This window comes from Micromonospora ureilytica, assembly GCF_015751765.1.
GTDB classification, from domain to species: domain Bacteria; phylum Actinomycetota; class Actinomycetes; order Mycobacteriales; family Micromonosporaceae; genus Micromonospora; species Micromonospora ureilytica.
Window position 1 is genome coordinate 2665535 of sequence record NZ_JADOTX010000001.1, and the last position, 22242, is coordinate 2687776.

The window sequence follows — 22242 nt, forward strand, 5'->3', positions numbered from 1 at the left end:
AGAGCGGACATGACCAGCGACTCCAACGCGGTCCGCGAGGAACTGCTGCGGCTGCGCGAGCAGACCGAGGCTCAGGCCACCGCCCTGGAGGGCGACCTGCGGAGCCTCTTCGAGGCGTCCCGGTCGTCCAACGCCGATGACGAACACGACCCCGAGGGCAGCACGATCGCCTTCGAACGCGCACAGCTCAGCGCCGTGCTGGACGCCGCCCGCCGACGCCTGGCCGAGCTGGACGTCGCGCTGCGACGGGTCGACGACGGCAGCTACGGCGTGTGCGAACGGTGCCTGCTCCCCATTCCCGCCGAGCGGCTCGTCGCCCGCCCGTCAGCACGCACGTGTGTCGCCTGTGCCAGCCGACGGTGACGGTGCCTGCCCGGCCTTCGCGGTGGTCCGGCCGACCGCGCCCCCGGTGATAGGAAGTCCCACTTCGGGGGGACCGTCCGACTGCGCGCGCTGCCCGGCATCTCGCACTGACGAGCGGTATACCTCTGGGTCGTAAACCCCCGCGCCGATCTTGCAGTTCCGGTCGCCGAAAAGCACGGAATGCCCCTTACGTCGGGACACTAAGTGCAAGATCGCGAGTCCGCACGGTCGACCATGGAGTTATGGTGCCCGACTTGGTTTTATACGAGCGCTTTGTCGCCCACCACAACTCCATGATCGACGAGGCAGGGGTTGGTCGGCGGTGGGCACCGGGGGCACCCGACCGGAGCACAGCTCTCAGCGGACGCCGGCGTAGATGGCGCGGTCGCCGAGCTCTTCTTCGATGCGGATGAGCTGGTTGTACTTGGCCGTCCGGTCCGAGCGCGACAACGAGCCGGTCTTGATCTGCCCGCAGCCGACGCCCACGGCCAGGTCGGCGATGGTGGTGTCCTCGGTCTCCCCGGATCGGTGCGACATCACCACCCGGTAACCCGCCTTGTGGGCGGCGTCCACCGTCGCCAGGGTCTCGGTGAGCGTGCCGATCTGGTTGACCTTGACCAGGATCGCGTTGGCGTAACCACCGTCGATCCCGTCGCGCAGCCGGTCGACGTCGGTGCAGAAGACGTCGTCGCCGACCAACTGCACGCGCTCCCCCGCCACCGCCGTCAGCCGCTTCCAGCCGGCGATGTCGTCCTCGGCCATCGGGTCCTCGATCGAGCTGATCGGGTACCGGGAGACGAGATCGAGCAGGTAGTCGATGTGCTCCTCGACGGTGCGCCGACGTCCCTCACCTACGTAGTCGTAGACGCCGGCGCGGAAGAACTCCGAGCTGGCCGGGTCGAGGCAGATCAGCACGTCGGCCCCGGGCTCGTAACCGGTGTCCTCGATGGCGCGCAGCACGAACCGCAACGCCTCGTCGGCATCCGCGACGGTGGGCGCGAATCCGCCCTCGTCACCGACGTTGGTGCTGTGCCCGGCCGCGGCCAGGGACGCCTTCAGGGTGTGGAAGACCTCCGAGCCCATCCGGACCGCCTCGGCGAAGGTCTGCGCGCCGACCGGGGCGATCATGAACTCCTGGAAGTCGAGCGGATTGTCGGCGTGCGCGCCGCCGTTGATGATGTTCATCATCGGCACCGGCAGCAGGCGGGCGCCGACGCCACCGACGTAGCGGTAGAGCGGCTGCCGGTGGGCCAACGCCGCCGCCTTCGCCGCCGCCAGGGACACCGCCAGAATGGCGTTGGCACCCAGTCGACCCTTGTCCTTCGAACCGTCGAGGTCGATCATCGTCTCGTCGATCCGGGCCTGGTCCTCCGCGTCGAACCCGAGCACCGCGTCGGCGATCTCGCCGTTGACCGCGGCGACGGCCGCGCTGACCCCCTTGCCGTGAAAACGCGTCCGGTCCCCGTCGCGCAACTCGACCGCCTCGTTCGCCCCCGTCGACGCGCCCGACGGCACAGCCGCCCGGCCGGTCGACCCGTCGGCGAGGACCACGTCGGCCTCCACGGTCGGGTTGCCCCTGCTGTCGAGGATCTGCCGACCCCGCACCCGACTGATTGCCGTCATCACACACTCCCTGCTCAGGCTTCCTTTTCGCAGCCAGACTGGCAGGAAACGGCGGCCCTGACACCGCGACGATGGACACGTTGACCCGTACCCCGGGGTGCGGGTTTAGGGTCGCGGGATGCGGGTGGGTGAGTTGGCACGACGGACCGGGACCACGGTCCGGGCCTTGCGGTACTACGAGTCGGCCGGGCTGGTCGTGCCCCGACGGTTGAGCAACGGCTACCGAGAGTACGACCCGATCGCGGAGCGGCTGGTGGCCCAGATCCGCGAGCTGATGGCGCTCGGCCTCACCGTCGAGGAGACCCGCCCGTTCGTCGAGTCGATCGCCGGTGGTTCCGACGACACCGACGTGTGCGCGGCGGCGGTGGCCACGTACCGCAGCACCATCACCAATCTCCAGGAACGGATCGGCAAGTTGACGGCCCAGCGGGAGGCGCTGGACGCGCGCCTCGACGCGGCCGCGACCCAGGTCGTACCCGGCAGTCCCGCCGAAGGCGCCGACCCCGCCGCGCTGGTCGGCGTCAGGTTGCCGTCGCTGTCCTTCTACGGCACCGACGGCCGTCCGGTCGATCTCGGCGCGCTCGGCGCCGGGCGCAGCGTCATCTTCGTCTACCCACTGACCGGCCGGCCGGGCGTCGACCTGCCCAACGGGCTGCTGGAGATCCACGGCGCCCGCGGCAGCACCGAGCAGGCCGCCTGGTTCCGCGACCATCACGCGGAACTCCGCGCGGCCGGCGCGGCACGGGTGTACGGCCTGTCCGCGCAGTCGACCGGGTACCAGCGTGAGCTCGTGCACCGGCTGCGGCTGCCGTACCCGCTGATCCCCGACCCGAGGCTGACCCTGGCCGACGCGCTGCGCCTGCCGACCCGCGCCGCGGGCGACATGACGCTCTACGAGCGGTTGACGCTGATCATCGCCAACGGCGCTGTCGAACACGTCTTCCACCCGATCCCGGACCCGGCGTCGCACCCCCTGCACGTGATGCGGTGGCTCACCAAGCGACGCCAGGCTCCGGGATCGGTCGCCGCCTAGAAGTCGTCGTCGAAGGCGACGGTGCCGCTCACCCCGACCTGGTACGCCGACACCCGCCGCTCGAAGAAGTTGGACAGCTCCTGCACGTCCTGCAACTCCATGAAGCCGAACGGGTTGCTCGACCCGTAGTGCGGGGCGATGCCGAGCTGGGCGAGGCGGCGGTCGGCGACGTGCTGGAGGTACTCCCGCATGTCGGTCAACGTCAGACCGGGCACGCCGTGACCCAACAGGTCCTCGGCGAACTGCACCTCACACTCGACAGCCTCGGCGAGCATCTGGCGGACCTGGTCGGCGAGGTCGTCGTCGAAGAGGTCCGGCTCCTCGGCGCGGACGGTGTCGACGACGTCGAACGCGAACGCCATGTGCATGGACTCGTCGCGGAACACCCAGTTGGTGCCGGAGGCGAGGCCGTGCAGCAGGCCGCGGGAGCGCAGGAAGTACACGTACGCGAACGCGCCGTAGAAGAACAACCCCTCGATGCAGGCGGCGAAGCAGATCAGGTTGAGCAGGAACGTCCGCCGGTCCTCCCGGGACCGCAGCTCCCGCAGGTCGTTGAGCGAGTCGATCCAGCGGAAGCAGAACTCGGCCTTGCGACGGATCGAGGGGATGTTCTCGATGGCCGCGAAGGCCCCGAAGCGCTCGGTCTCGTCGGGCACGTACGTGTCGAGCAGGTTGAGATAGAACTGGACGTGCACGGCCTCCTCGAACAGCTGCCGGGACAGGTAGAGGCGGCCCTCGGGGCTGTTGACGTGCTGGTAGAGGTTGAGCACCAGGTTGTTCGCGACGATCGTGTCGCCGGTGGCGAAGAACGCCACCAGCCGGCTGACCAGGTGCCGTTCGGCCGGTGACAGCTTGTCCAGGTCGGCGAGGTCGGCGTGCAGGTCGACCTCCTCGACGGTCCAGGTGTTGCGGATGGCGTCGCGGAACCGGTCGAAGAAGTGCGGGTAGCGCATCGGGCGGAGAGTGAGGTCCATCCCGGGGTCGAGCAGCATGTGCGTGGTCCTCGTGTCGGTGGTGCGGGTGTCGGCGGCGGTGGCGGCGTCGGCGGTGGGGGTCACTGGCAGGCCTCGCACGACTCGGGGTTCTCCAGCGAGCAGGCCAGCGCCTCCGCGTCGACGGCGACGGGTGCCACGGCGCTGACGGTGGCCTGCTGGATCCGCGTCGCGGGGCGCGAGCGCAGGTAGTAGGTGGTCTTCAGCCCGGCCTTCCAGGCGTAGAGGTACATCGAGGAGAGCTTGCCGATGGTCGGCGCGGCCAGGAACAGGTTCAGCGACTGGGACTGGTCGATGAACGGGGCGCGGGCGGCGGCCAGGTCGATCAGCGCCCGCTGCGGCAGCTCCCACGCGGTGCGGAACAGCTCCCGTACGCCGGCCGGCAGTTCGGCGATGTCCTGCACCGACCCCTCCGCCCGCTTGATCGCCGAACGGATCCGCTCGGTCCACAGACCGCGGGCCTTCAGCTCGCGTACCAGAGCGGTGTTGACCTGGAGGAACTCCCCCGACAGGGTTTCGCGCTTGAACAGGTTGGACACCTGCGGCTCGATGCACTCGTAGCACCCCGCGATCGAGGCGATGGTCGCGGTCGGCGCGACCGCCACCAGCAGCGAGTTGCGCAGCCCGTACGCCTCGACCCGCTTGCGCAGCGCGTCCCACCGCGCGGCCTGCGTGCCCTCGACACCCCACAGGTCGGGCTGCAGCTGACCCCGGGCGGCCCGGGTCTGCGGGTACGCCGGGTGCGCTCCGAAGTCGCGTGCCAGGTCGGCGGACGTCTCCAGTGCGGTCAGGTACAGCTCCTCGCTGATCCGGGTGGACAGTTCCCGCGCCGCCGGCGAGTCGAACGGCAGCCGCAGCGCGAAGAACACGTCCTGCAGGCCCATCAGCCCGAGCCCGACCGGCCGCCAGCGGGGGTTGCTCGCCGCCGCCTGCGCGGTCGGGTAGTAGTTGATGTCGATGACCCGGTCGAGGAACGTCACAGCGGTCCGCACCGTGGCGCGCAGCCGCTCCCAGTCGATGTCGCCGTCGCTGAGGTGGGCGGCGAGGTTCACCGAGCCCAGGTTGCACACGGCGGTCTCGGCGTCACTGGACACCTCGACGATCTCGGTGCACAGGTTGGACAGGTGCACCACGTTGCCCGGCTCGGCGGTCTGGTTGCAGAGTCGGTTGGCGGCGTCCTTGAAGGTCATCCACCCGTTGCCGGTCTGGGCGAGGGTGCGCATCATCTTCCCGTACAGCTCCCGCGCCGGGACCTGCCGCACGTAGCGGCCCTGCGCCTCGGCCTCCCGGTACGCGGCGTCGAACCGCTCCCCCCACAGGTCGGGCAGTTCGGGCACCTCGTGCGGGTCGAACAGCGACCACAGCTCGTCGGCCTCGACCCGGCGCATGAACTCGTCGGGGATCCAGTTGGCCAGGTTGAGGTTGTGGGCGCGCCGGGCGTCCTCGCCGGTGTTGTCCCGCAGTTGCAGGAACTCCTCGATGTCCGGGTGCCACGGCTCCAGGTAGACGCAGGCCGCGCCCTTGCGCCGGCCGCCCTGGTTGACCGCGGCGACGCTCGCGTCCAGCGTGCGCAGCCACGGCACGATCCCGTTGGACTGTCCGTTCGTGCCCCGGATCAGCGCACCCCGGGAACGGACCCGGGAGTACGCGATGCCGATGCCACCGGCGAACTTGGACAGGTTGGCGACCTGGGCGTACCGCTGGTAGATCGAGTCCAACTCGTCGAGCGGGGAGTCGACCAGGTAGCAGGAGGACATCTGGGTGTGCCGGGTCCCGGAGTTGAACAGGGTCGGTGAGCTAGGCAGGTAGGCCAGGCTGGACATCAGTCGGTAGAAGCCGACCGCCTCGTCCGCCGTCCGGGACAGGCCGCAGGCCACCCGCAGCAGCCAGTACTGCGGGGTCTCCAGCACCAGTCGGCTGGTGGGGTGGCGCAGCAGGTAGCGGTCGTACACCGTGCGCAGGCCGAAGTACTCGAACCGGCGGTCGCCGTCCAGGTCGATGGCGTGGTCGAGCGTCGTGGCGTGCGCGGCGACGAACGCGGCGGTGTCGTCACCGATCAGGCCCTCGGCGTGGCCGACCCGGATCGCCGCGCTGAACGAGGTGATGCCCTGCCGACGCACCTCCTTGTCGACGTAGCCGGCCAGCAGCCGCGCGGCGAGGCGCGAGTACTGCGGCTCCTCGCCGATCATCTCGGCTGCGGTCTGGATCGACAGCCGGTCCAGTTCGGCAGTGGTCGCGCCGTCGTAGAGGCCGCTGATGGTGCGGGTGGCCACCCGCATCGGGTCGACGTCGGTCAGGTCGTCGGCCCACCGCTCGACCGCCCGGACGATCTTGTTCACGTCCACGGGTTCGGTGGCGCCGTCGCGCTTGCGGACCTGCATCGGCGTCCGCCGCACTGTCGCGTCGCCGCTGACCGGGACTACCTCGGTGACTGTCACCACTCGCTCCTCGGAGTTCGAGACCTGGTGGCCCGGACGCGAGGAGACAGACACCGACGGACGCCACGCCAGCCCGGCGTGGGTCAGGTGGCGTCAGCCGTCCCACGCGGCCTCGGACCGCCGCCCACCCGGGTGCGGGTACGCGGCGCGCTGGCAGGTCTTCGGACTCGCGGGCACGACCGGACTCGCCGGTCTCCTACTGGCCGTCGCTTCCCAGGCCGTTTGGTGGCCCAGTGCTGATGACGGCTGTCGTTCCCACTCACCGCTGCGGGACAGTCCCGGATTTCCACCGGGTTCCCTGTTGCCTCGACCGCACCGGATGAGCGGCCGAACCAGCTGCGTTCGACACCATATATAGGGACGCAGCCGTTGTCACACCCCACATGTCGGTCTCGGGCGTGTCGGGGACCGGCTCGGTGATCACCGTCACCACTGTGGCCGACCACGCACGCCAGGCATCTGGGACGGGCCTCCGCGCGCGTGTCGACAAGCGACATAGATTTGACCTATCGGAGCAGCAAACATCATACGTATGCGGGCCTGCGGCGATCGATATCGTTGACGTGCCGGAGCCGTCCTCCGTATACTCCCAGTGATCATCTGATCTTTAGCCTAGCTGGGCGAGGAGCGCATGCCGCAGATCACCGCCGTCACCGTCGAAGACGTCCGCTTCCCCACCTCCCTGACCGCTGACGGGTCAGACGCCATGAACAAGGACGGCGACTACTCGGCGGCCTACGTCGTCCTGCACACCGACGGCGTCGACGGAGTGGGTGCGCCACTCGCGGGGCACGGCCTGACCTTCACCATCGGTCGAGGCAACGACATCGTCGCGGCGGCGGCGGTCCACCAGGCACAACTCCTCGTGGGCCTGGACGTGGCGACGATGGCAGCGGACATGGGCGCGGTCTACCGCCTGCTGACCTCCGACTCACAGCTGCGGTGGCTCGGCCCGGAGAAGGGTGTCGTCCACCTGTCCCTCGCCGCCGTGTTGAACGCGTCGTGGGACCTGGTCGCCCGGGTCGCCGACAAGCCGCTGTGGCGGCTGCTCGTCGACATGTCCCCCGAGCAACTCGTCGACATCGCGGACCTGCGCTACCTGTCCGACGCGCTGACCCGGGACGAGGCACTGGCCATCCTGCGGGCCAAGGAGGGCACGAAGGCCGCCCGCCTCGCCGAGCTCGACCGGACCGGCTACCCCGCCTACACCACCTCGGCGGGCTGGCTCGGCTACGGCGACGACAAGCTTCGCCGACTGTGCCAGGAGGCGGTCGACACCGGCTACGGCTACGTCAAGCTCAAGGTGGGCGCCAACCTCGATGACGACATCCGCCGATGCGCGATCGCGCGGGAGATCCTCGGACCGGACCGCAACCTGATGATCGACGCCAACCAGGTGTGGGACGTCGGTCAGGCCATCGAGTGGGTCACGGCCCTCGCCCAGTTCAAGCCACTGTGGATCGAGGAGCCGACCAGCCCCGACGACATCCTGGGCCACGCGGCCGTCCGCCGTGCCGTCGCACCGATCGGCGTCGCCACCGGCGAGCACTGCCACAACCGGGTCATGTTCAAGCAGCTGTTCCAAGCCGAGGCCATCGACTTCTGCCAGCTGGACACCGGCCGGTTGGCCAGCATCAACGAGATCGTCGCCGTGCTGCTGCTCGCCGCGAAGTTCGACGTACCGGTGTGCCCACACGCCGGTGGTGTCGGCCTGTGCGAGATGGTCCAACACGTGTCGGTGCTCGACTACGTCGCGATCTCGGGGGATCTCACCAACCGTGTCACCGAGTTCGTCGATCACCTGCACGAGCACTTCACCGATCCGTGCATCATCCAGGACACCGGCTCAGGCAGCGGTTACGTCCTGCCCAGCCAGCCCGGCTACTCCACCCGGATGCGTCAGGAGTCGGTCGCGCTGTACCGCTTTCCGGACGGCCGCTACTGGGCGTCGACAGACCCGACTACCGTGTCATCTCCGGAGGCGGCGTACGTGATCGCGGGTGGGAAGGCCACCCCCGCCGGCCGCTAGGGGAGTCATGTCTCGCACTGACGAAGTGGTCAACGGCATCAAGCGGATGATCCTCGAAGGGCAGTTCAGGCCCGGGGACCGGCTGCCCATCGAGAAGGACCTCGCCGAGTCGCTCGGCGTCTCGCGAGGCTCGCTGCGCGAGGGGATGTCGGCCCTGTCGATCCTCGGCATCGTCAACATCCGCCAGGGCGACGGCACCTACGTCACCAACCTCGACGCGCCACAACTGCTGGCCCCGATGGGTTTCGTGGTGGACTTCCAGGGTCAGGGCGACCCACGGCACATCCACACCGTTCGGCGACTGCTGGAGTGCGAGGCCGCCTGCCTGGCGGCGACCAGGATCACCGACGAGGCCCTGGCCCAGGCCGGTGACCTGCTCGCCGAGGCGGCCCGGCTGGTCGGCCAGTCACCGCCGGATCACGAGCGGATCATGGAGATCGACATCGCCTTCCACCGGATCATCGCCGCGCACGCCGGAAATCCGGTGCTCGTCGGCCTGATCGAAGCCTTCGCCGGGCGGACCATCCGCGGCCGGCTCTGGCGGAGTCTGCACGAGGAGGGCGCGGACGTGCGTACCCATGACGAACACGTGGCGATCCTGAAGGCCCTCGTGGCGCGCGACCCGGAGCGGTCCCGCACCCGGATGGCCAACCACCTGATCGGCGTGGAGGAGTCGTTGCAGGGGTTACCCGACGACGCGGACGCGGGCATCGAGACGGCCCGGTCGTGACCGCCGGCCCTCACGACTGCACGTCGAGCAGCCCCTCGTCGTACAACGCCGCCCAGAGCTGATCCGGGACGTCGACGTCGGATCGGCGCAGGGTCTCGGTCACCTGGGCCCCGTCCCGCATGCCGACCACCGTCGAGACCACGGCCGGGTGCCGACGGACGAACGCCAACGCCGCCTGGGGCAACGTGACGCCGTACGTCTGACAGACCCGCGCCATCCGGCGGGCGTGGTCGATCACCTCTGCCGGCGCCTGCTGATAGTCGTAGACGGCGTCGGTCGCCGGCATGTCCCGGGCCAGCAGCCCGGAGTTGTAGACCCCGGCGACCACCACACCGACGCGGCGGGCCTGCGCGACGGGCAGCAGGTCGGTCAACGCGCCCTGCTCCAGCAGGGTGTACCGGCCGGCGCACATCACCACGTCCACGTCGGTCTCCGCCACGAAGCGGGCCAGCATCGCGGACTGGTTCATCCCGGCCCCGACCGCACCGATCACGCCCTGCTCCCGCAACTCCACCAACGCCGGGATCGCCTCGCGCGCGGCCTGCTCCCAATGCTCGTCCGGATCATGCAGATACACCACGTCGATCCGGTCCAGGCCGGTGCGCCGAAGGCTCGCCTCCAACGAACGGCGCACGCCGTCGCGGCTGAAGTCCCAGACCCGGCGATGATCGGCGGGAACGTCGTACCCCTCCGGATCCCGCCGGTGCGCCGTCTCCGGTGACGGCACGAGCAGCCGGCCGACCTTCGTCGACACCACGTACTCCTCGCGCGGGCGGGAGCGGAGGGCCGCGCCCAGGCGCGTTTCGGACAGGCCCAGCCCGTAGTGCGGTGCAGTGTCGAAGTATCGGATGCCGCCCGCCCACGCGGTGTCCACCGCGGCGGCGAACTGCTCGTCCGAAGTCGCCCGGTAGAGATTGCCACCCTGTGAGGCGCCGAAGCCCAGTGGGCCCAGCCGCAGCGGCGACCCGGCGGCGCGCCGGGTCGCCTGACGGGCGAGATCGTGCGCGACCCGGTGGGCGGCCACCGTCACCTCTCGTCCCGATCCGCGCTGGTGCTGCCGGTCATCGCTGCGACCAGGTCATCGGTGGTGACCTCGTCAGCGCGTAGTTGGGCCGCGCGTCGGCCGAGGCGCAGCACCTCGACCCGGTCGGCGATCTCGAGCACCTGCGGCATGTTGTGGCTCACCAACACCACCGACATGCCGGCGTCGCGGGCACGCCGGACGACGTCGAGCACCCGTCCGGTCTGGACCACGCCCAACGCCGCCGTGGGCTCGTCGAGGATGACCACGTTTGTCGCCCAGATGATGGCGCGGGCCACCGCGACACACTGCCGCTGCCCACCGGACAGCATCGCGATCGGGGTGGTGACCCGGGGGATGCGTACGCCCAGTTCGTCGAGGGCCGTGGCAGCGCCCTGTCGCATGGCGCGCTTGTCCAACAGCCCGAGCCGGCCGAGTGGTCCGGAGCGGAGGATCTCCCGGCCGAGATACAGGTTGGCGGCCACGCTGAGGTCGTCGGCGACGGCGAGATCCTGGTAGACGGTCTCCACCCCCGCACGCCGGGCATCGACCGGAGTGGAGAACTGGACCGGACGGCCGCCGATCCGGATCTCGCCCTCGTCCGGCGGATGCACGCCGGACAGGGTCTTGATCAGCGTGCTCTTTCCTGCACCGTTGTCACCGATCAGCGCGACGACCTCACCCCGGCGGACCATGAAGTCGGCGCCACGCAACGCCTCGACGTGCCCGAACCGCTTGACGATGCCGCGGGCTTCGAGGGCCGGCGGTTCCGCGTCGGTGGGTTGCTGATCGCTGTCGGCGGTGGCCGTTGGGATGCCGCCCATCACTGCACCGGCGGGTTGGCGCAGCTGGGCTCGAGCACCGCCTTGATCTCCGCCGAGTCGATGTTCTCCTTGGTGACGAACGTGACGCCGGTGTCGGCCGACGCCAGGGGCGCCTTGTCCCGAAGGTGCTTGACCATCTTGTCGACGCCGAAGTAGCCCATCTTGAACGGGTTCTGCACGACCAGCGCCGAGATCTGGCCGTTGCGCACTCCGGCGATCTCGTCCGGGGCCGCGTCCCAGCCGATGATGACCACCTTGCCGGACTTGCCGGCCGCCTGGATGGCCTGCGCGGCACCGAGCACGCTCGGCTCGTTGGCCGCGAAGATGCCGGCGAGCTTGGGGTTGGCGGTGAGGATGTTCTCGGTGACCCGTCGGGCCTCGTTCACATCACTGCGGCTCGGCTGCTGGCCGACCAGCTTCAGGTTGGGGTACTGGGCGAGGCCGGCCTTGAAGCCGTCGACCCGCTCGGTGTTGGTCTGCGATCCGGGCTGGAACTCGACGAGTGCCACCTCGTGGTTTCCGGGGCCGAGTTCGGTGGCGAGCAGCTTCGCCGCCTCGGTCGCCGACGCGCGGTTGTCGGTGGCGAAGAGGGGCACGGTCGACGGCTGCGGGCTGGTGCCAGAGTCGATCATGGCGACCGGGATGTTGGCGCTGAGCGCCTTGTCGGTCGCCGGTGCCAGCGCGCTGGAGTCGGTCGCCGCGTAGACGATGCCGTCGACCTTCTTGGTGACGAAGTTCTGGATCAGGTTGACCTGCCCCTCGACGTCGGTCTCGGCGGTCACCCCGTCCCACTGGACGGTGACGTCCCCCGCGCGCTGCGCGGCGCACTCCGCGCCCGCCTTGACCGTGTTCCAGTAGTCCGCCCCGACCGCCTTGGGTACGACGGCGAGCTTCAACGGGCCGCTCGCGTCCTTTGTCGCGCCGTCGCCGCCGTCCCGGACCTCGACCCCGCCGCAGGCGCTGAGCAGGGCGGTCGCGGCGGCCGCGGCCAGGATCGCCTGCGCACGCAGGAGTCGTCCTCGCGTCCGCCGGCTGGTGGTGGTGTGTGCCATGGTTTGTGTCCTTCCTCGTTCGGACTCTCGGAATGGCATGTCAACCCCGTGATTCCAGCCGCCGGCGGCGGTACTGGTCGAAGTAGACGGCGGCCCAGATGATCACGCCGACGATCACCTGCTGGTAGTGGATGCTGATGTCGAGCAGGACGGCGCCGTTGCGAACCAGGGCGATGAGGAACGCGCCGATGATGGTCCCGACGATCCGGCCCTGCCCGCCGAACAGGCTGGCCCCGCCGATGACCGCGGCGGCGATGACGTCGAGCTCCAGCGAGATCCCATAGTTGGGCTGGCCGGAGTTGACCCGGGAGGCGGCGATCATGCCGCCCAGCCCGACCAGGACGCCGGCCAGCACGTACACCCCGGTCAGGTGGCGCCCCACCCGGATGCCGGAGCGGCGGGCCGCCTCCAGGTTGGAACCCATCGCGTAGGTGTGCTGACCGAAGCGGGTCTGGGAGAGCAGGAAGGCGACCCCGACGGCGACCAGGACGGTGATCACCACGGCGAACGGAATGCCGAGGATCTCCCCGTTGCCGAGCAGTTGGAAGGACCGGGGCAGGCCGTAGACGCCGACCGCGCCGGTGATGATGAAGACGAGGCCGCGGCCCACGGACATCGTCCCCAACGTCGCGATGAACGGTGGGATCCGGGCCACCGTCACCAGCAGCCCGTTCAACAGCCCGGCCAGCGCGCCGACGCCGATCGCCACGGCCGTGGCCGCCCACAGCGAGAAGCCGAGGTCGCGCACGACCATCGCGCCCAACACGCCGGCGAGCGCGGCGACCGACCCCACTGACAGGTCGATGCCCTTCGTGATGATGACCATCGTCTGGGCCGTGGCGATGATGGCGATCACCGCCGTCTGCGCCCCGATGTTGAAGAGGTTGTCCGCGGTCAGGAAGTACGGACTCGCGAAGGTCAAGGCGATGAACAGGACGACCAACGCGGTCGCGGCCGTGAACTCGGAGACGGCGTGGGAGATCCGTTCCCGGAACCAGTCGCTGAGTTCGCCGCGCTGCGTGCCGGCGGTTGCCTCGGCGCTACTCATCGTCGGACCTGACCTCCCCAAGCGTGGCGCTGGCACCCGACGGGGACCCGCCGACGAGCCGAACGCCTGTGCGCGACCGACCCTGCTCGGATGGCAGTGCGGCAACGCGCCCGCACGACCCTCGAGATAGGTCGGATGTTTGCCCCGATCAGGCGTTACCTTCCCACGCATTCACGTATGTTGCCAAGGTCTTACGGGCGTGTTTTGCCATCGTTACCTGCACCGCCGAAGGCATACATCTGACCAAACGCCATCGGCCGCCGTCGCTAGCATGTTATCGATAACATCCTATGTCCCCAGTTCGGAACCCGCTGCCGGGTCAGAAGGGGGCCAGTTGGTACACCCGGCCGGCGGTCTCACGCCAGATCGCCGCCCGCTCGCCCTCCGACAGCGGGTCCAGCAGGTCGCCGAGGACCGTGACCCAGCGGGTGTACGAGGTGGCGAGCAGGCACACCGGCCAGTCCGAGCCGAACATCAGCCGATCCGGCCCGAACACGTCGAGGGCGTGCTCGACAGCGGGCCGCAGGTCGGCCGCCGTCCAGGACGCGCCGTCCACCTCGGTCACCAGGCCGGAGAGCTTCGCCGTCGTGTTGGGCTCGGCCGCGAACGCGCGGAGGTCGCGGCGCCAGTCAGCGAGATCGCCGCGCCCGAGCGGGGGCTTGCCGAGGTGGTCGAGGACGAACCGCACCTGGGGCAGGTCGCGGACGAGCCGGGTCGCCGCCGGCAGCTGACCGTGGCGCACCAGGAGGTCGAAGGCGAGGCCGGCGGCGCCGACCGCGGCGATGCCCCGCCGCACCTCGGGGCGGTCGAGATAGGCCGGGTCGGGCTCGGACTGGACCAGGTGGCGGATCCCGACCAGCCGTTCGCCGCCCCGCCCCTTCCGCAGTCGATTTAGACGACGGCCGACCTCCGCGGCGGTGAGGTCGACCCAGCCGACCACCCCGGCGACGAGAGGATCGTCGGCCGCGACACCGAGCAGCTCGGGCGTCTCCGACCGGACGGCGACGGACTGCACGACCACGGTCTGGGTGACCCCGGCGGCCCGGGTCGCCGGGGCGAGTTCGACAGGGGTGAAGTCGTCGTCGATCGCGGCCATGGTGTGCGGATCAATCCAGGGCTGCGGGTGCCGCGCCCGGACCCAGAGGTGATGATGCGCGTCGACGATTCCCGGCCGTCGCGCGACCTCGCCGGTCGTCATCGGACCCGTCCTGGCGTGTTCACGTTCACCCCACACCCCGCCCCGCCACCGACCGAACCCCTCCGGGTAGACCCGGAGCCACAGAGTCGATCTGGCAGGTTGACCATGTTAGCGGTAACAGGCTGTTCCCGGGCCGCGGAACGCGCGCCGGACCGGATTCCCACCGAGTCGCCTTTTGGTCAGACGAATCCGCCGGCACCGACCGCTGGTCCGGCTCGTAAGAAGCTCCGGTGCGCGGGCGCCCTGCGGGCGCGGGGCCCGGGTTGACCGCCTGAGGTGGCCCCGATACCGTCGACCCACTATCTGCGGCGACGCGAGGGAAGCCGGTGTGAATCCGGCGCGGTCGCGCCACTGTGAGCGGTTCCCCCACCTCAACTGGGGGCCGCGAGCCAGGACGCTCGGTCGTCCGCAGCCTTGCGATGGGGACGCGTCATCCCTGGGGAGGTTCGTGTATTCATGTCTAGTTCCGCTTCCAGCCAACCGGTGGTGCACCCCGCCGGCAGCGCACGTCTCCTGTGGACGGCTCTCGCGACCGTTGCCGTGCTCACCCTGCTGGCCTACCTCGTCGCCTTCGACCAGGGGGCGGTGTCGCGCAGCGGGATGTACCTGCACGAGCTGATGCACGACGGCAGGCACCTGCTGGGTGTCCCGTGCCACTGAACACCACCACCGCTCCCCCGTTCGTCGCCGTCCTCGTCCGCGGGCTGCTCGCCGGTCTGATCGCCGGCCTGCTCGCCGGGGCGTTCGCGTACGTCGCCGGCGAACCCCACGTCGAGGCGGCCATCGCCATCGAGGAGGCGGCGGCGGCACACGCCGAGCCCGCCGCCGGTGCGCACGACCACGAGGACGCCCTGGTCAGCCGGACGGGTCAGCGTGGCGGCCTGTTCCTGGCCACCGGCCTGTTCGGCGCCGCGATGGGTGGTCTGCTGGCCACGGCGTACGTCCTGCTGTCCCGTCGGCGGCGCAGCGACGACGGCGGGCGGTCGGGCCTGCTGCTGGCCGGCGCGGCGCTGCTCGGCGCGGTGATCGTGCCGTTCCTCAAGTACCCGGCGAACCCGCCGGCGGTCGGCGACCCGGCCACCATCAACCAGCGGACCGTCACCTACCTGTTGATGGTGGTGCTCGGGCTGGTGGCCGTGTGGGCCGGCTCGCTGGGCTACCGGTCGGTGGGCGGCCAGGCGCCGACGTGGCAGCGCGCCGCCGCGGCCGTGGGCGGGTTCCTGCTGGTCACGGCAGTGTCGTACGTGGTGATGCCGTCCTTCCAGGAGGTACCGGCGGACTTCCCCGCGACCCTGCTGTGGAACTTCCGGCTGGCCTCGCTCGGCACCCAGGTAGTGCTCTGGACCGGCATCGGCCTGCTGTTCGCGGCCCTGATGCACCACGAGCGGCGTCGCCGGGCCGGCACCGCACTGCCGAGCACGTGACCGGCACCAGCCTCCGGCTGGTCGCCCACGGTCACACCGCCGCTCTGCGTCGGGCCCGCTTCGGCGGCACCGACGACGGCCTGGACGAGGGTGGCCTTCGTGCCGTCCTCGCCCAGGCCCACGCGGGTTCGGACCGGCGTGGGCCCCTCGGCGTGCACGACACCTGCCTGTCCAGCCCGACGGCGGCGGCCCGACAGACCGCCGACGCCCTGGGCCTGCTGCCGACCATCGAGGCGGCGTTGGCCGACTGTGACTACGGCGACTGGTCCGGACTGTCGCTTGAGGAGATCGCCGGTACACACCCGCAGGCGCTGCACGACTGGCTGTCCGACGCGGACTCCGCGCCGCACGGCGGTGAATCGGTCACGGCCGTACGGGATCGGGTCGGTCGCTGGCTGGACGAGCACCGCGGCGCCGGTCGACGCGTCGTCGCGGTCACCCACCCGCTGGTGATCCGGGTCGCGGTCGTGCACGCCCTCGGCCTGCCGACGGCGACCTACCGGCAGGTGGACGTGGAGCCGTTGGCGATCGTCCGGCTCACCAGCCAGGGCACGCGCTGGCAGCTCCGACTGAGCGCGGCGTGAGCACGTAGCTGATGTCTCCGGGCGAGATGCCCCGGCCGGCAACGTCCCGGAGTGGGGCGGGCCGTGAACACGGCCCGCCCCACGCGGCTGCACTATCCCTGGCTTGGCGCTAGCCGGTGACGGTGAACGGCCGGGACACCTTCGTCGCCGACGTGGCGCCGTTCAGCGTGACACTTGTCGCGCCCGCCTTCGCCGCACCCGGAACGCTTACCGTCGCGCCGGAGATGACGCCGTCACCGTTCGCGCGCACGGTGCTGACCGCCAGTCCGGTCCCGAAGGCGATCGTGACCACCTCGTTCGGAGCGAACCCGGAACCGTCGAACATGATCGACGTACCGCGCGGTCCCGAGGTGGTCAACAGCGCCACCCGCGGCTGGTAGGTCCGCGCCTCCGGCTCCCCGGTCACCTGGACGGTGGCCGTGGCCGGCGTACGCGAGGACGCCCCAGTCGCGGTGACGGCGTACCGGCCGGGTTGCGCGTCACCGGAGGTCGGCACCGAGGCGCGGACCGTTCCCGTCGCGGAGGCCGCGACCTTCACGGTCCGGGCCGGGTCGGTGCCGACGCTGACGGTCACCTGCTCGCCGGCGGCGAAGCCGCTGCCGTCGACGGTGATCGCGCCACCGGTGGTGACGGTGCCGGACGCGGACAGCGCGATCGCCGGCTGCGATCCGCCCCGAGCCACGGTCACCGTGAAGGACCCGGTGCTGCTCGACAACGTGTCCCACGCGGTGACGCGCACCGTGTAGGTGCCCTCCCGTGCGTAGGCGTGCCGGCCACTCATCGCACCGGACGCGCCGATCGTCACGTCGTCCGGAACCGTGCCGTCACCCCACTGGACGCGGGCACGGTAGCCCGTCGTACCGGGAACGCCGCCGGTCACCGCTCCGAGGTTCGCCGCGAGGGCCTGCCCGGCGGTGGCCGTCTGGTCCTTCGGGGCGGCGGTCGTCAGCGCCGGGGCGGGCGTGCCGTCGTTGGCCACGGCGAACACGTGGATCCGGCCCGCCGAGCGAGGGTCACCGGTCTGCGTCGGCAGGGTCACCGACACCAGTGTCTTGCCCGCCGGGATCTGGTACGGCGCGGTGGCGAACAGGAACGGCTGGGCGCCGTCGCGGCTCGTGCCCTGCAACCGGTACGCCGTCCGCGCGACGATGATGTTGCCGTAGGACGGGGTGCCGTTGGCGTTGCCGCCCAGCGTCCAGTCGCTCAACTGGATCGGAATGCTGGCCGTGCTGCCGTCGCTGAACGTCGCCGTGCCGGTGGTGCTCTGGTTGCCCTGCGTTCCGGCGCCGATGAACGAGATGCTCTTCGCGTCCTCCGGGAGGTCGAGGACGACAGTCGCCCCGTTGCCGGTGGCGTTGTCCGGCTGCCCGGCCGGGATCACCGGCACTGTGAACCGCAGCTCGGTTCCGGGAACCTGCCGCTGCTGACCCTGGGTCACACCGCCCGCAGCGAGGGCCGCCCGCGAGTACGCCCACGACTTGGCGTCGCAGTCTGCCGCGAGTGTCCCTTCGTCACCGACGCAGACGCTGTCGAACGCGGCGGTGAGACCGGAGGCCGGGGCGTACGCCACCTCGACGCCGACCGTCGCGGAGCTCTGGCTGTCGCCGTCGGTGACCGTGACGTTCGCCTGGTGGTAGCCCGGCGTGGCGTAGGTGTGGGACCCACCGATGCGGTAGACGGCCCGCGAACTCAACGTCACGGTGCCCGCGGTGACCGGCGTGCCGTCACCCCAGTCGATGGTGGCCTGGTAGCCGCTGGCGTCGCCGCCGGTGACGGTGGCCAACGGCACCGAGACGGGTACGCCTGTCGTCGCGTGCACGCCGTCCGCGGCGGTGACCGCGATGTCGCCGCCGCCGAGGTCGAGGTCACCCCCGGCGAGCAGCTCGACCTCGGCGAGGTTGGTCTGCGCGGCGCCGACCGTCTTCGTGACGGCGAGGCGGAACTGCGCGAACCGCCCCGGCTTGTCGATCGAGTACGGGCGGGTCTGGTTGCGCCACGGGAACACCTGGCCGGTGCGGGAGTCCACTGTGGTCCAGGTGAGACCGTCGTTGGAGCCCTGCAGGCGCCAGTCCGCCGGATCGCCCACACCGGCGCCGGACGTGACCGTGTAGTACTTCGGCTTCTGCTTGCCACCACGGAAGGCCCAGGTGATCTGGGGGGTCGCCGAGGTGAAGGTCAGCTGGGTGGTCGACGAGTCGTCGAACAGCTTCGACGCGTCCTGACCGCCGGTCGCGGTCGCGGTGCCGAGACCGGGACCGGTGACGTCCTGCAACGGCTTCGGCGCCTCGTCACCCTTGGTGAGCGACGGCGGCGCGTCATTCTTGCCGGTGCCCCACGACGACGGCTTGGAGCCCATCTGGAAGTCGATGGTGCCGCCCTTGGCGAGCGCCGCCACATCCACTGACAGGCCGCGCTGCTTCTTACCGTTGACCTTGACGTCCTGCACGTAGACGTTCGCCGCGCTGTTGTTCGGCGCGTTGACGACGATGTCGCCGCTGCTGCGGTGCACTGTCATCCTGGTGAACTGCGGCGAGCCGATCGCCCACTCGGACGACCCTGCCTGCAACGGGTAGATGCCCAGCGAGCTGAGGATGTACCAGGACGACATCTCGCCGTTGTCCTCGTCGCCCAGGTAGCCCTGGCCGATCTCACTGCCGACGTAGAGGCGGCGCAGGATCTCCCGTACCTTCTCCTGGGTCTTCGCCGGCGCGCCGGCGACGTTGTACATGTACGGGATGTGGTGCGACGGCTGGTTGCTCATGCCGAGCTGTCCCATCCGCACCGCGCGCGCTTCGAGCATCTCGTGGATGACACCGCCGTACCCACCGGGGCGGTCGGCGTTCTCCGGGGTGGTGAAGAACGCGTCGAGCTTGTCCCGCAGCGCCTTCTGCCCGCCGTACAGGTTGGTCAGGCCTTGGCCGTCCTGCTGGGCGGTGAACGCGAAGTTCCACCCGTTGGTCTCGGTGTAGACGCCGCCCCAGTCCAGCGGGTCACCGGCGAGGAAGTTGCCGGCGGCGTCGCGGCCCTGGAAGAGCTTCGTCTTCGGGTCGAAGAGGTGGACGTAGTTGCGGGCCCGCTCCAGGAAGTACCGCGACTCCTCCTTGAGCCGGGCACGCTCCGACTTCGGCGTGGCCGGGTCCTTGGCGAGCGCCGCACCCATGTTGCCGATGCCGTAGTCGTTGATGTAGCCCTCCAGCGCCCAGGACACCGACTCCCCGGTGGACGTCGGCGTGTAGCCGAGGAACAGGGAGCTCTCGATGCCCTTGCGTCCGACCGCGCTGCGCCCGGACGCGACGGTCGCGTCCTTCACCGCCGCGTCGTACGCCGCGAGCGGGTCGGGCAGCTTGACCCCGGTGAGGTACGCCTGGGCCAGGGCCACGTTCGCGCTGGTGCCGGTCATCAGGTCGGCGTAGCCGGGGGACGACCAGCGGGCGATCCAGCCGCCGTCACGGTAGTGCTGGACGAACCCGTCGGAGATCTTGGCGGCGACGTCCGGGTACAGCAGCGCGTAGGCGGGCCACACGGTGCGGTAGGTGTCCCAGAAGCCGTTGTTGACATAGATCTGGCCGTCGACGACCTTCGCGCCGGTCTGGGTGGCTGTCGACGCGCCGGTCGCCGCCGCGACCGGGCTTGCGTACTGCCAGCGCGGCGCGGCGGCGGTGCCGGTGTTCTCCGACTGCGAGTTCGGGTAGAGGTTCAACCGGTACAGGTTCGAGTACATCGTGACCAGCTGCGCCTCGGTGGCGCCCCGCACCTCGACCCGGCCGAGCCGGTCCTTCCACGAGGCCGTCGCGGCGGCGTGGATCTGGGCGAAGCTCTTTCCGGTGACCTCCAGGTCGAGGTTCCGGCGCGCCTGGTCGACGGAGAGGAACGACGTGGCGAGACGCATCGTCACCTCCCGCGATCCGGAGAGGTCGAAGGTGGCCGAGGTCGCGGCGGACGCCGTCGGCGCCCGGTCGAAGGTGCCGGAGACGAACATCCGGCTACGACCGGCCGACAGGCCGCTTCCGTTGTCGACCCAACCGGTGAACGTGCCGTCCGTGCCGATGGTGAACGTGCCGTTGTGGAAGACGAGACTTCCGGTCGCCTGCCCGGTGGGGAAGGTGAACCGCATGATCCCGGCGTGGTCGGTGGGCGACACCTCCGCGACCAGGCCGTTCTGGAGCGTGACCCGGTAGAGGTCCGGCTGCGCCGTCTCGTCGTCGTGGCGGAAGGCGACCGCACGGCTGGCCGGCTGACCGGTGAGGGGCCCGCCACCGACGACGGGCATCACCGACATCTGGTTGCGGTCACCCATCCAGGGGCTCGGCTCGTGGGAGATCGCCAGGCCCTGGAGCATCGGCAGGTTGGCCTCGTTGTTGACCCGGTGGTACTCGTACTCCCAGGAGTCGGAGGTCGCGTCGGTCACCGGGGTGAAGAAGTTGAACCCGTTCGGCACGGCGGTGATCGGCAGGTTGTTGCCGCGCGAGAAACCGCCGGTCGAGTTGGTGCCCCGTCGGGTGTCGACGTAGTTGGTCAGCTTCGAGCCGTCGATCGACGCCGGCGCGGCCGTCACCTCGACGTCGTCGAGCCAACCCTGGAACCGGGTCTCCCCGGTGGCCTGCGGATTGTCGTACGCCAGCAGGATGCGGTCGATCGTCTTGCCGCGCGCGACGGTGCCGAGGTCGGCCTGCACCAGGTTCCACTGGTCGGCGAAGAGCACCTTCGAGGTCCCCTGCCCGGCGCCGGTGAGCGGGTAGCCGTGCTGGTCGGCGGGCGAGCGTCCACTCAGGTAGCTGCCGTCGGTGAAGTGCAGGTCGACGGCGGTGTAGGTGGACGGGTACCGACCGTCCCCGCCTGTGAACTCGGGGAAGATCTTGTACGACAGTCGGGTCTTCGGCCCCACCGGGATGGTGACGTCGAACAGCTTGTTCGTCGCGTACGACCGGCCGTTGCCCTCGGCGCCGCCGGAGTAGCGCAGCGCGGCCAGTCCGGTGAACCCGACGTCCGGCTTCGTGGTGTAGCCACCGTTCGGCCCGGCGGTCGCCTCGCTGACCATGGGGGTGGCCGGCGGGCGGACGTCCGAGCCGTCGCTGATGTTCCAGTCGGCGAGCTGCACGAGCGAGTCACCGGAGTTCGCTGTGACGTTGAGCCGGTAGAAGCCGTACGCGTTCGTGTTGGTGAAGCTGTACGTCCTGGTGGCGAAGCGCCCGCTGAACTTCTCGCCGGCGCGCTTGTCCAGGTCGGTCCAGGTGCTGCCGTCGTTCGACCCCTGGATGACGAAGTCCCGGGGGTCTCGGCTCGGTGCGTCGTCGGCCGCGGTCAGCGAGTAACGCACCACAGTCGCCGGCTTGGCGAGCTGGTAGGTCACCCAGCCGGTGGACGCGAACACGAGCCACTTGGTCGACGGATCGTCGTCCTTGAGGTTCGCGGCGACCTCCCGCGGCGGGTTCTCGTCGCTCGCGGTCACGGCGCTGACCTGGCCGAGCAGGCTGCCGGGCAGGGAGGCGACAGTGCCGCTCAGGTTGGCCTGGACCGGCTTTCCGTTCGCGCCGACCTCCACGGTGCTGGTGGCGGGCTGCGGGTCGGCGGACTCGAACGAGGAGGTGAAGTTGCCGGGCGTCGCGGGGGTGGGGGCGGCGTTCGCCAGGGGCGCGGCGACGAGCAGGCCCAGCGGTAGCAGGACGGCTGTCGTGGCCGCGATCAGGCGGGGAGAGAGGGGATGCGCAAGGGGGGTGTGCGACATGAGGGACGGAGCCTTTCGACTCGAACCGGGTCGAGTACGTCGAACGTGTGGGCAGTGTGGAGCGGGTGGCGGGTCGGAGCCCTGACATCGTTGTCATTGGAGATCGTGAGCAACGGGAGCCGGGGCCTGTGGACTGCCGCTGATAGTTCCGGGCGCAG

General features: G+C 70.2%; 16 protein-coding genes and 2 riboswitches. Of the genes, 7 read left to right on the top strand and 9 right to left on the bottom strand.

Features of this window, described 5'->3' with window-relative positions; genetic code table 11:
* The first annotated feature begins 9 nt into the window (after nt 1–9).
* Nucleotides 10–363: a TraR/DksA family transcriptional regulator gene (locus IW248_RS11965; RefSeq protein ID WP_196927035.1), complete on the top strand. Its 354-nt coding sequence runs from the start codon at nt 10–12 to the stop codon at nt 361–363.
* 357 nt (nt 364–720) lie between these two features.
* Here IW248_RS11965 and eno read toward each other — a convergent pair whose 3' ends face one another.
* Nucleotides 721–1986 (bottom strand): phosphopyruvate hydratase, encoded by a 1266-nt coding sequence (eno, locus tag IW248_RS11970; protein ID WP_196927036.1) that lies wholly within the window; start codon nt 1984–1986, stop codon nt 721–723.
* 118 nt (nt 1987–2104) lie between these two features.
* Between eno and IW248_RS11975 the strand changes: the two genes are divergently transcribed.
* A complete protein-coding gene (locus tag IW248_RS11975; protein WP_196927037.1) occupies nt 2105–3019 on the top strand; it encodes a MerR family transcriptional regulator in 915 nt (304 codons plus the stop codon).
* Here IW248_RS11975 and IW248_RS11980 read toward each other — a convergent pair.
* Both IW248_RS11980 and IW248_RS11985 read right to left on the bottom strand, forming a co-directional pair.
* Complete coding sequence (locus IW248_RS11980) at nt 3016–4011, bottom strand: ribonucleotide-diphosphate reductase subunit beta (RefSeq protein WP_196930148.1); 996 nt, start codon at nt 4009–4011, stop codon at nt 3016–3018. The genes IW248_RS11975 and IW248_RS11980 overlap by 4 nt on opposite strands.
* Before the next feature lie 62 nt (nt 4012–4073).
* Nucleotides 4074–6392 carry a ribonucleoside-diphosphate reductase subunit alpha gene (locus IW248_RS11985; protein WP_231397107.1) on the bottom strand — a complete coding sequence of 773 codons (2319 nt, stop codon included), beginning with the start codon at nt 6390–6392 and terminating at the stop codon, nt 4074–4076.
* A gap of 192 nt (nt 6393–6584) precedes the next feature.
* Nucleotides 6585–6801, bottom strand: a riboswitch (cobalamin riboswitch).
* A gap of 279 nt (nt 6802–7080) precedes the next feature.
* Here IW248_RS11985 and IW248_RS11990 point away from each other — a divergent pair.
* Together IW248_RS11990 and IW248_RS11995 are read left to right on the top strand one after the other, a co-directional pair.
* On the top strand, nt 7081–8478 hold the full coding sequence (locus IW248_RS11990; protein WP_196927038.1) for an enolase C-terminal domain-like protein: 1398 nt from the start codon (nt 7081–7083) through the stop codon (nt 8476–8478).
* Between the two features lie 7 nt (nt 8479–8485).
* Nucleotides 8486–9208, top strand: a complete 723-nt coding sequence (locus IW248_RS11995; RefSeq protein ID WP_196927039.1) for a FadR/GntR family transcriptional regulator — start codon at nt 8486–8488, stop codon at nt 9206–9208.
* A gap of 10 nt (nt 9209–9218) precedes the next feature.
* Here IW248_RS11995 and IW248_RS12000 read toward each other — a convergent pair whose 3' ends face one another.
* The 5 genes from IW248_RS12000 to IW248_RS12020 all read right to left on the bottom strand — a co-directional run bounded on the left by IW248_RS12000 (nt 9219) and on the right by IW248_RS12020 (nt 14351).
* Nucleotides 9219–10238 (bottom strand): aldo/keto reductase, encoded by a 1020-nt coding sequence (locus IW248_RS12000; RefSeq protein WP_307787915.1) that lies wholly within the window; start codon nt 10236–10238, stop codon nt 9219–9221.
* A complete protein-coding gene (locus IW248_RS12005) occupies nt 10235–11053 on the bottom strand; it encodes an ATP-binding cassette domain-containing protein (protein WP_231396285.1) in 819 nt (272 codons plus the stop codon). The genes IW248_RS12000 and IW248_RS12005 overlap by 4 nt, the downstream gene beginning before the upstream one ends.
* Nucleotides 11053–12105 (bottom strand): ABC transporter substrate-binding protein, encoded by a 1053-nt coding sequence (locus IW248_RS12010; RefSeq protein WP_196927040.1) that lies wholly within the window; start codon nt 12103–12105, stop codon nt 11053–11055. The genes IW248_RS12005 and IW248_RS12010 overlap by 1 nt, the downstream gene beginning before the upstream one ends.
* A gap of 40 nt (nt 12106–12145) precedes the next feature.
* Nucleotides 12146–13153: an ABC transporter permease gene (locus tag IW248_RS12015; protein ID WP_124822024.1), complete on the bottom strand. Its 1008-nt coding sequence runs from the start codon at nt 13151–13153 to the stop codon at nt 12146–12148.
* Between the two features lie 319 nt (nt 13154–13472).
* Complete coding sequence (locus IW248_RS12020) at nt 13473–14351, bottom strand: amidohydrolase family protein (RefSeq protein ID WP_196927041.1); 879 nt, start codon at nt 14349–14351, stop codon at nt 13473–13475.
* A gap of 275 nt (nt 14352–14626) precedes the next feature.
* A riboswitch (cobalamin riboswitch) is annotated at nt 14627–14772 on the top strand.
* A 35-nt stretch (nt 14773–14807) separates the two neighbouring features.
* Between IW248_RS12020 and IW248_RS12025 the strand changes: the two genes are divergently transcribed.
* The 3 genes from IW248_RS12025 to IW248_RS12035 are packed head-to-tail and all read left to right on the top strand — an operon-like array spanning nt 14808 to nt 16359.
* A complete protein-coding gene (locus tag IW248_RS12025) occupies nt 14808–15011 on the top strand; it encodes a CbtB domain-containing protein (RefSeq protein ID WP_124822026.1) in 204 nt (67 codons plus the stop codon).
* Entirely contained in the window at nt 15002–15775 is a 774-nt protein-coding gene (locus tag IW248_RS12030) for a CbtA family protein (protein WP_196927042.1), read from the top strand. Before IW248_RS12025 ends, IW248_RS12030 begins: the two co-directional genes overlap by 10 nt.
* On the top strand, nt 15772–16359 hold the full coding sequence (locus IW248_RS12035) for a histidine phosphatase family protein (RefSeq protein WP_196927043.1): 588 nt from the start codon (nt 15772–15774) through the stop codon (nt 16357–16359). Before IW248_RS12030 ends, IW248_RS12035 begins: the two co-directional genes overlap by 4 nt.
* A gap of 109 nt (nt 16360–16468) precedes the next feature.
* On the opposite strand, the gene IW248_RS12040 is transcribed toward IW248_RS12035, so the two are convergent.
* On the bottom strand, nt 16469–22084 hold the full coding sequence (locus IW248_RS12040) for a GH92 family glycosyl hydrolase (protein ID WP_196927044.1): 5616 nt from the start codon (nt 22082–22084) through the stop codon (nt 16469–16471).
* Nucleotides 22085–22242: the final 158 nt, after the last annotated feature.

Bases quoted from the DNA above. Each gene is read 5' to 3' on its own strand.
- IW248_RS11990 (WP_196927038.1), top strand. From the start codon at position 7,081: ATGCCGCAGATCACCGCCGTCACCGTCGAAGACGTCCGCTTCCCCACC.
- IW248_RS12025 (WP_124822026.1), top strand. From the start codon at position 14,808: ATGTCTAGTTCCGCTTCCAGCCAACCGGTGGTGCACCCCGCCGGCAGC.
- IW248_RS12040 (WP_196927044.1), bottom strand. From the start codon at position 22,084: ATGTCGCACACCCCCCTTGCGCATCCCCTCTCTCCCCGCCTGATCGCG.
- IW248_RS12015 (WP_124822024.1), bottom strand. From the start codon at position 13,153: ATGAGTAGCGCCGAGGCAACCGCCGGCACGCAGCGCGGCGAACTCAGC.
- IW248_RS11965 (WP_196927035.1), top strand. From the start codon at position 10: ATGACCAGCGACTCCAACGCGGTCCGCGAGGAACTGCTGCGGCTGCGC.
- eno (WP_196927036.1), bottom strand. From the start codon at position 1,986: ATGACGGCAATCAGTCGGGTGCGGGGTCGGCAGATCCTCGACAGCAGG.
- IW248_RS11980 (WP_196930148.1), bottom strand. From the start codon at position 4,011: ATGCTGCTCGACCCCGGGATGGACCTCACTCTCCGCCCGATGCGCTAC.
- IW248_RS12010 (WP_196927040.1), bottom strand. From the start codon at position 12,105: ATGGCACACACCACCACCAGCCGGCGGACGCGAGGACGACTCCTGCGT.
- IW248_RS12020 (WP_196927041.1), bottom strand. From the start codon at position 14,351: ATGACGACCGGCGAGGTCGCGCGACGGCCGGGAATCGTCGACGCGCAT.
- IW248_RS12005 (WP_231396285.1), bottom strand. From the start codon at position 11,053: ATGGGCGGCATCCCAACGGCCACCGCCGACAGCGATCAGCAACCCACC.
- IW248_RS11995 (WP_196927039.1), top strand. From the start codon at position 8,486: ATGTCTCGCACTGACGAAGTGGTCAACGGCATCAAGCGGATGATCCTC.
- IW248_RS11975 (WP_196927037.1), top strand. From the start codon at position 2,105: ATGCGGGTGGGTGAGTTGGCACGACGGACCGGGACCACGGTCCGGGCC.
- IW248_RS11985 (WP_231397107.1), bottom strand. From the start codon at position 6,392: ATGCAGGTCCGCAAGCGCGACGGCGCCACCGAACCCGTGGACGTGAAC.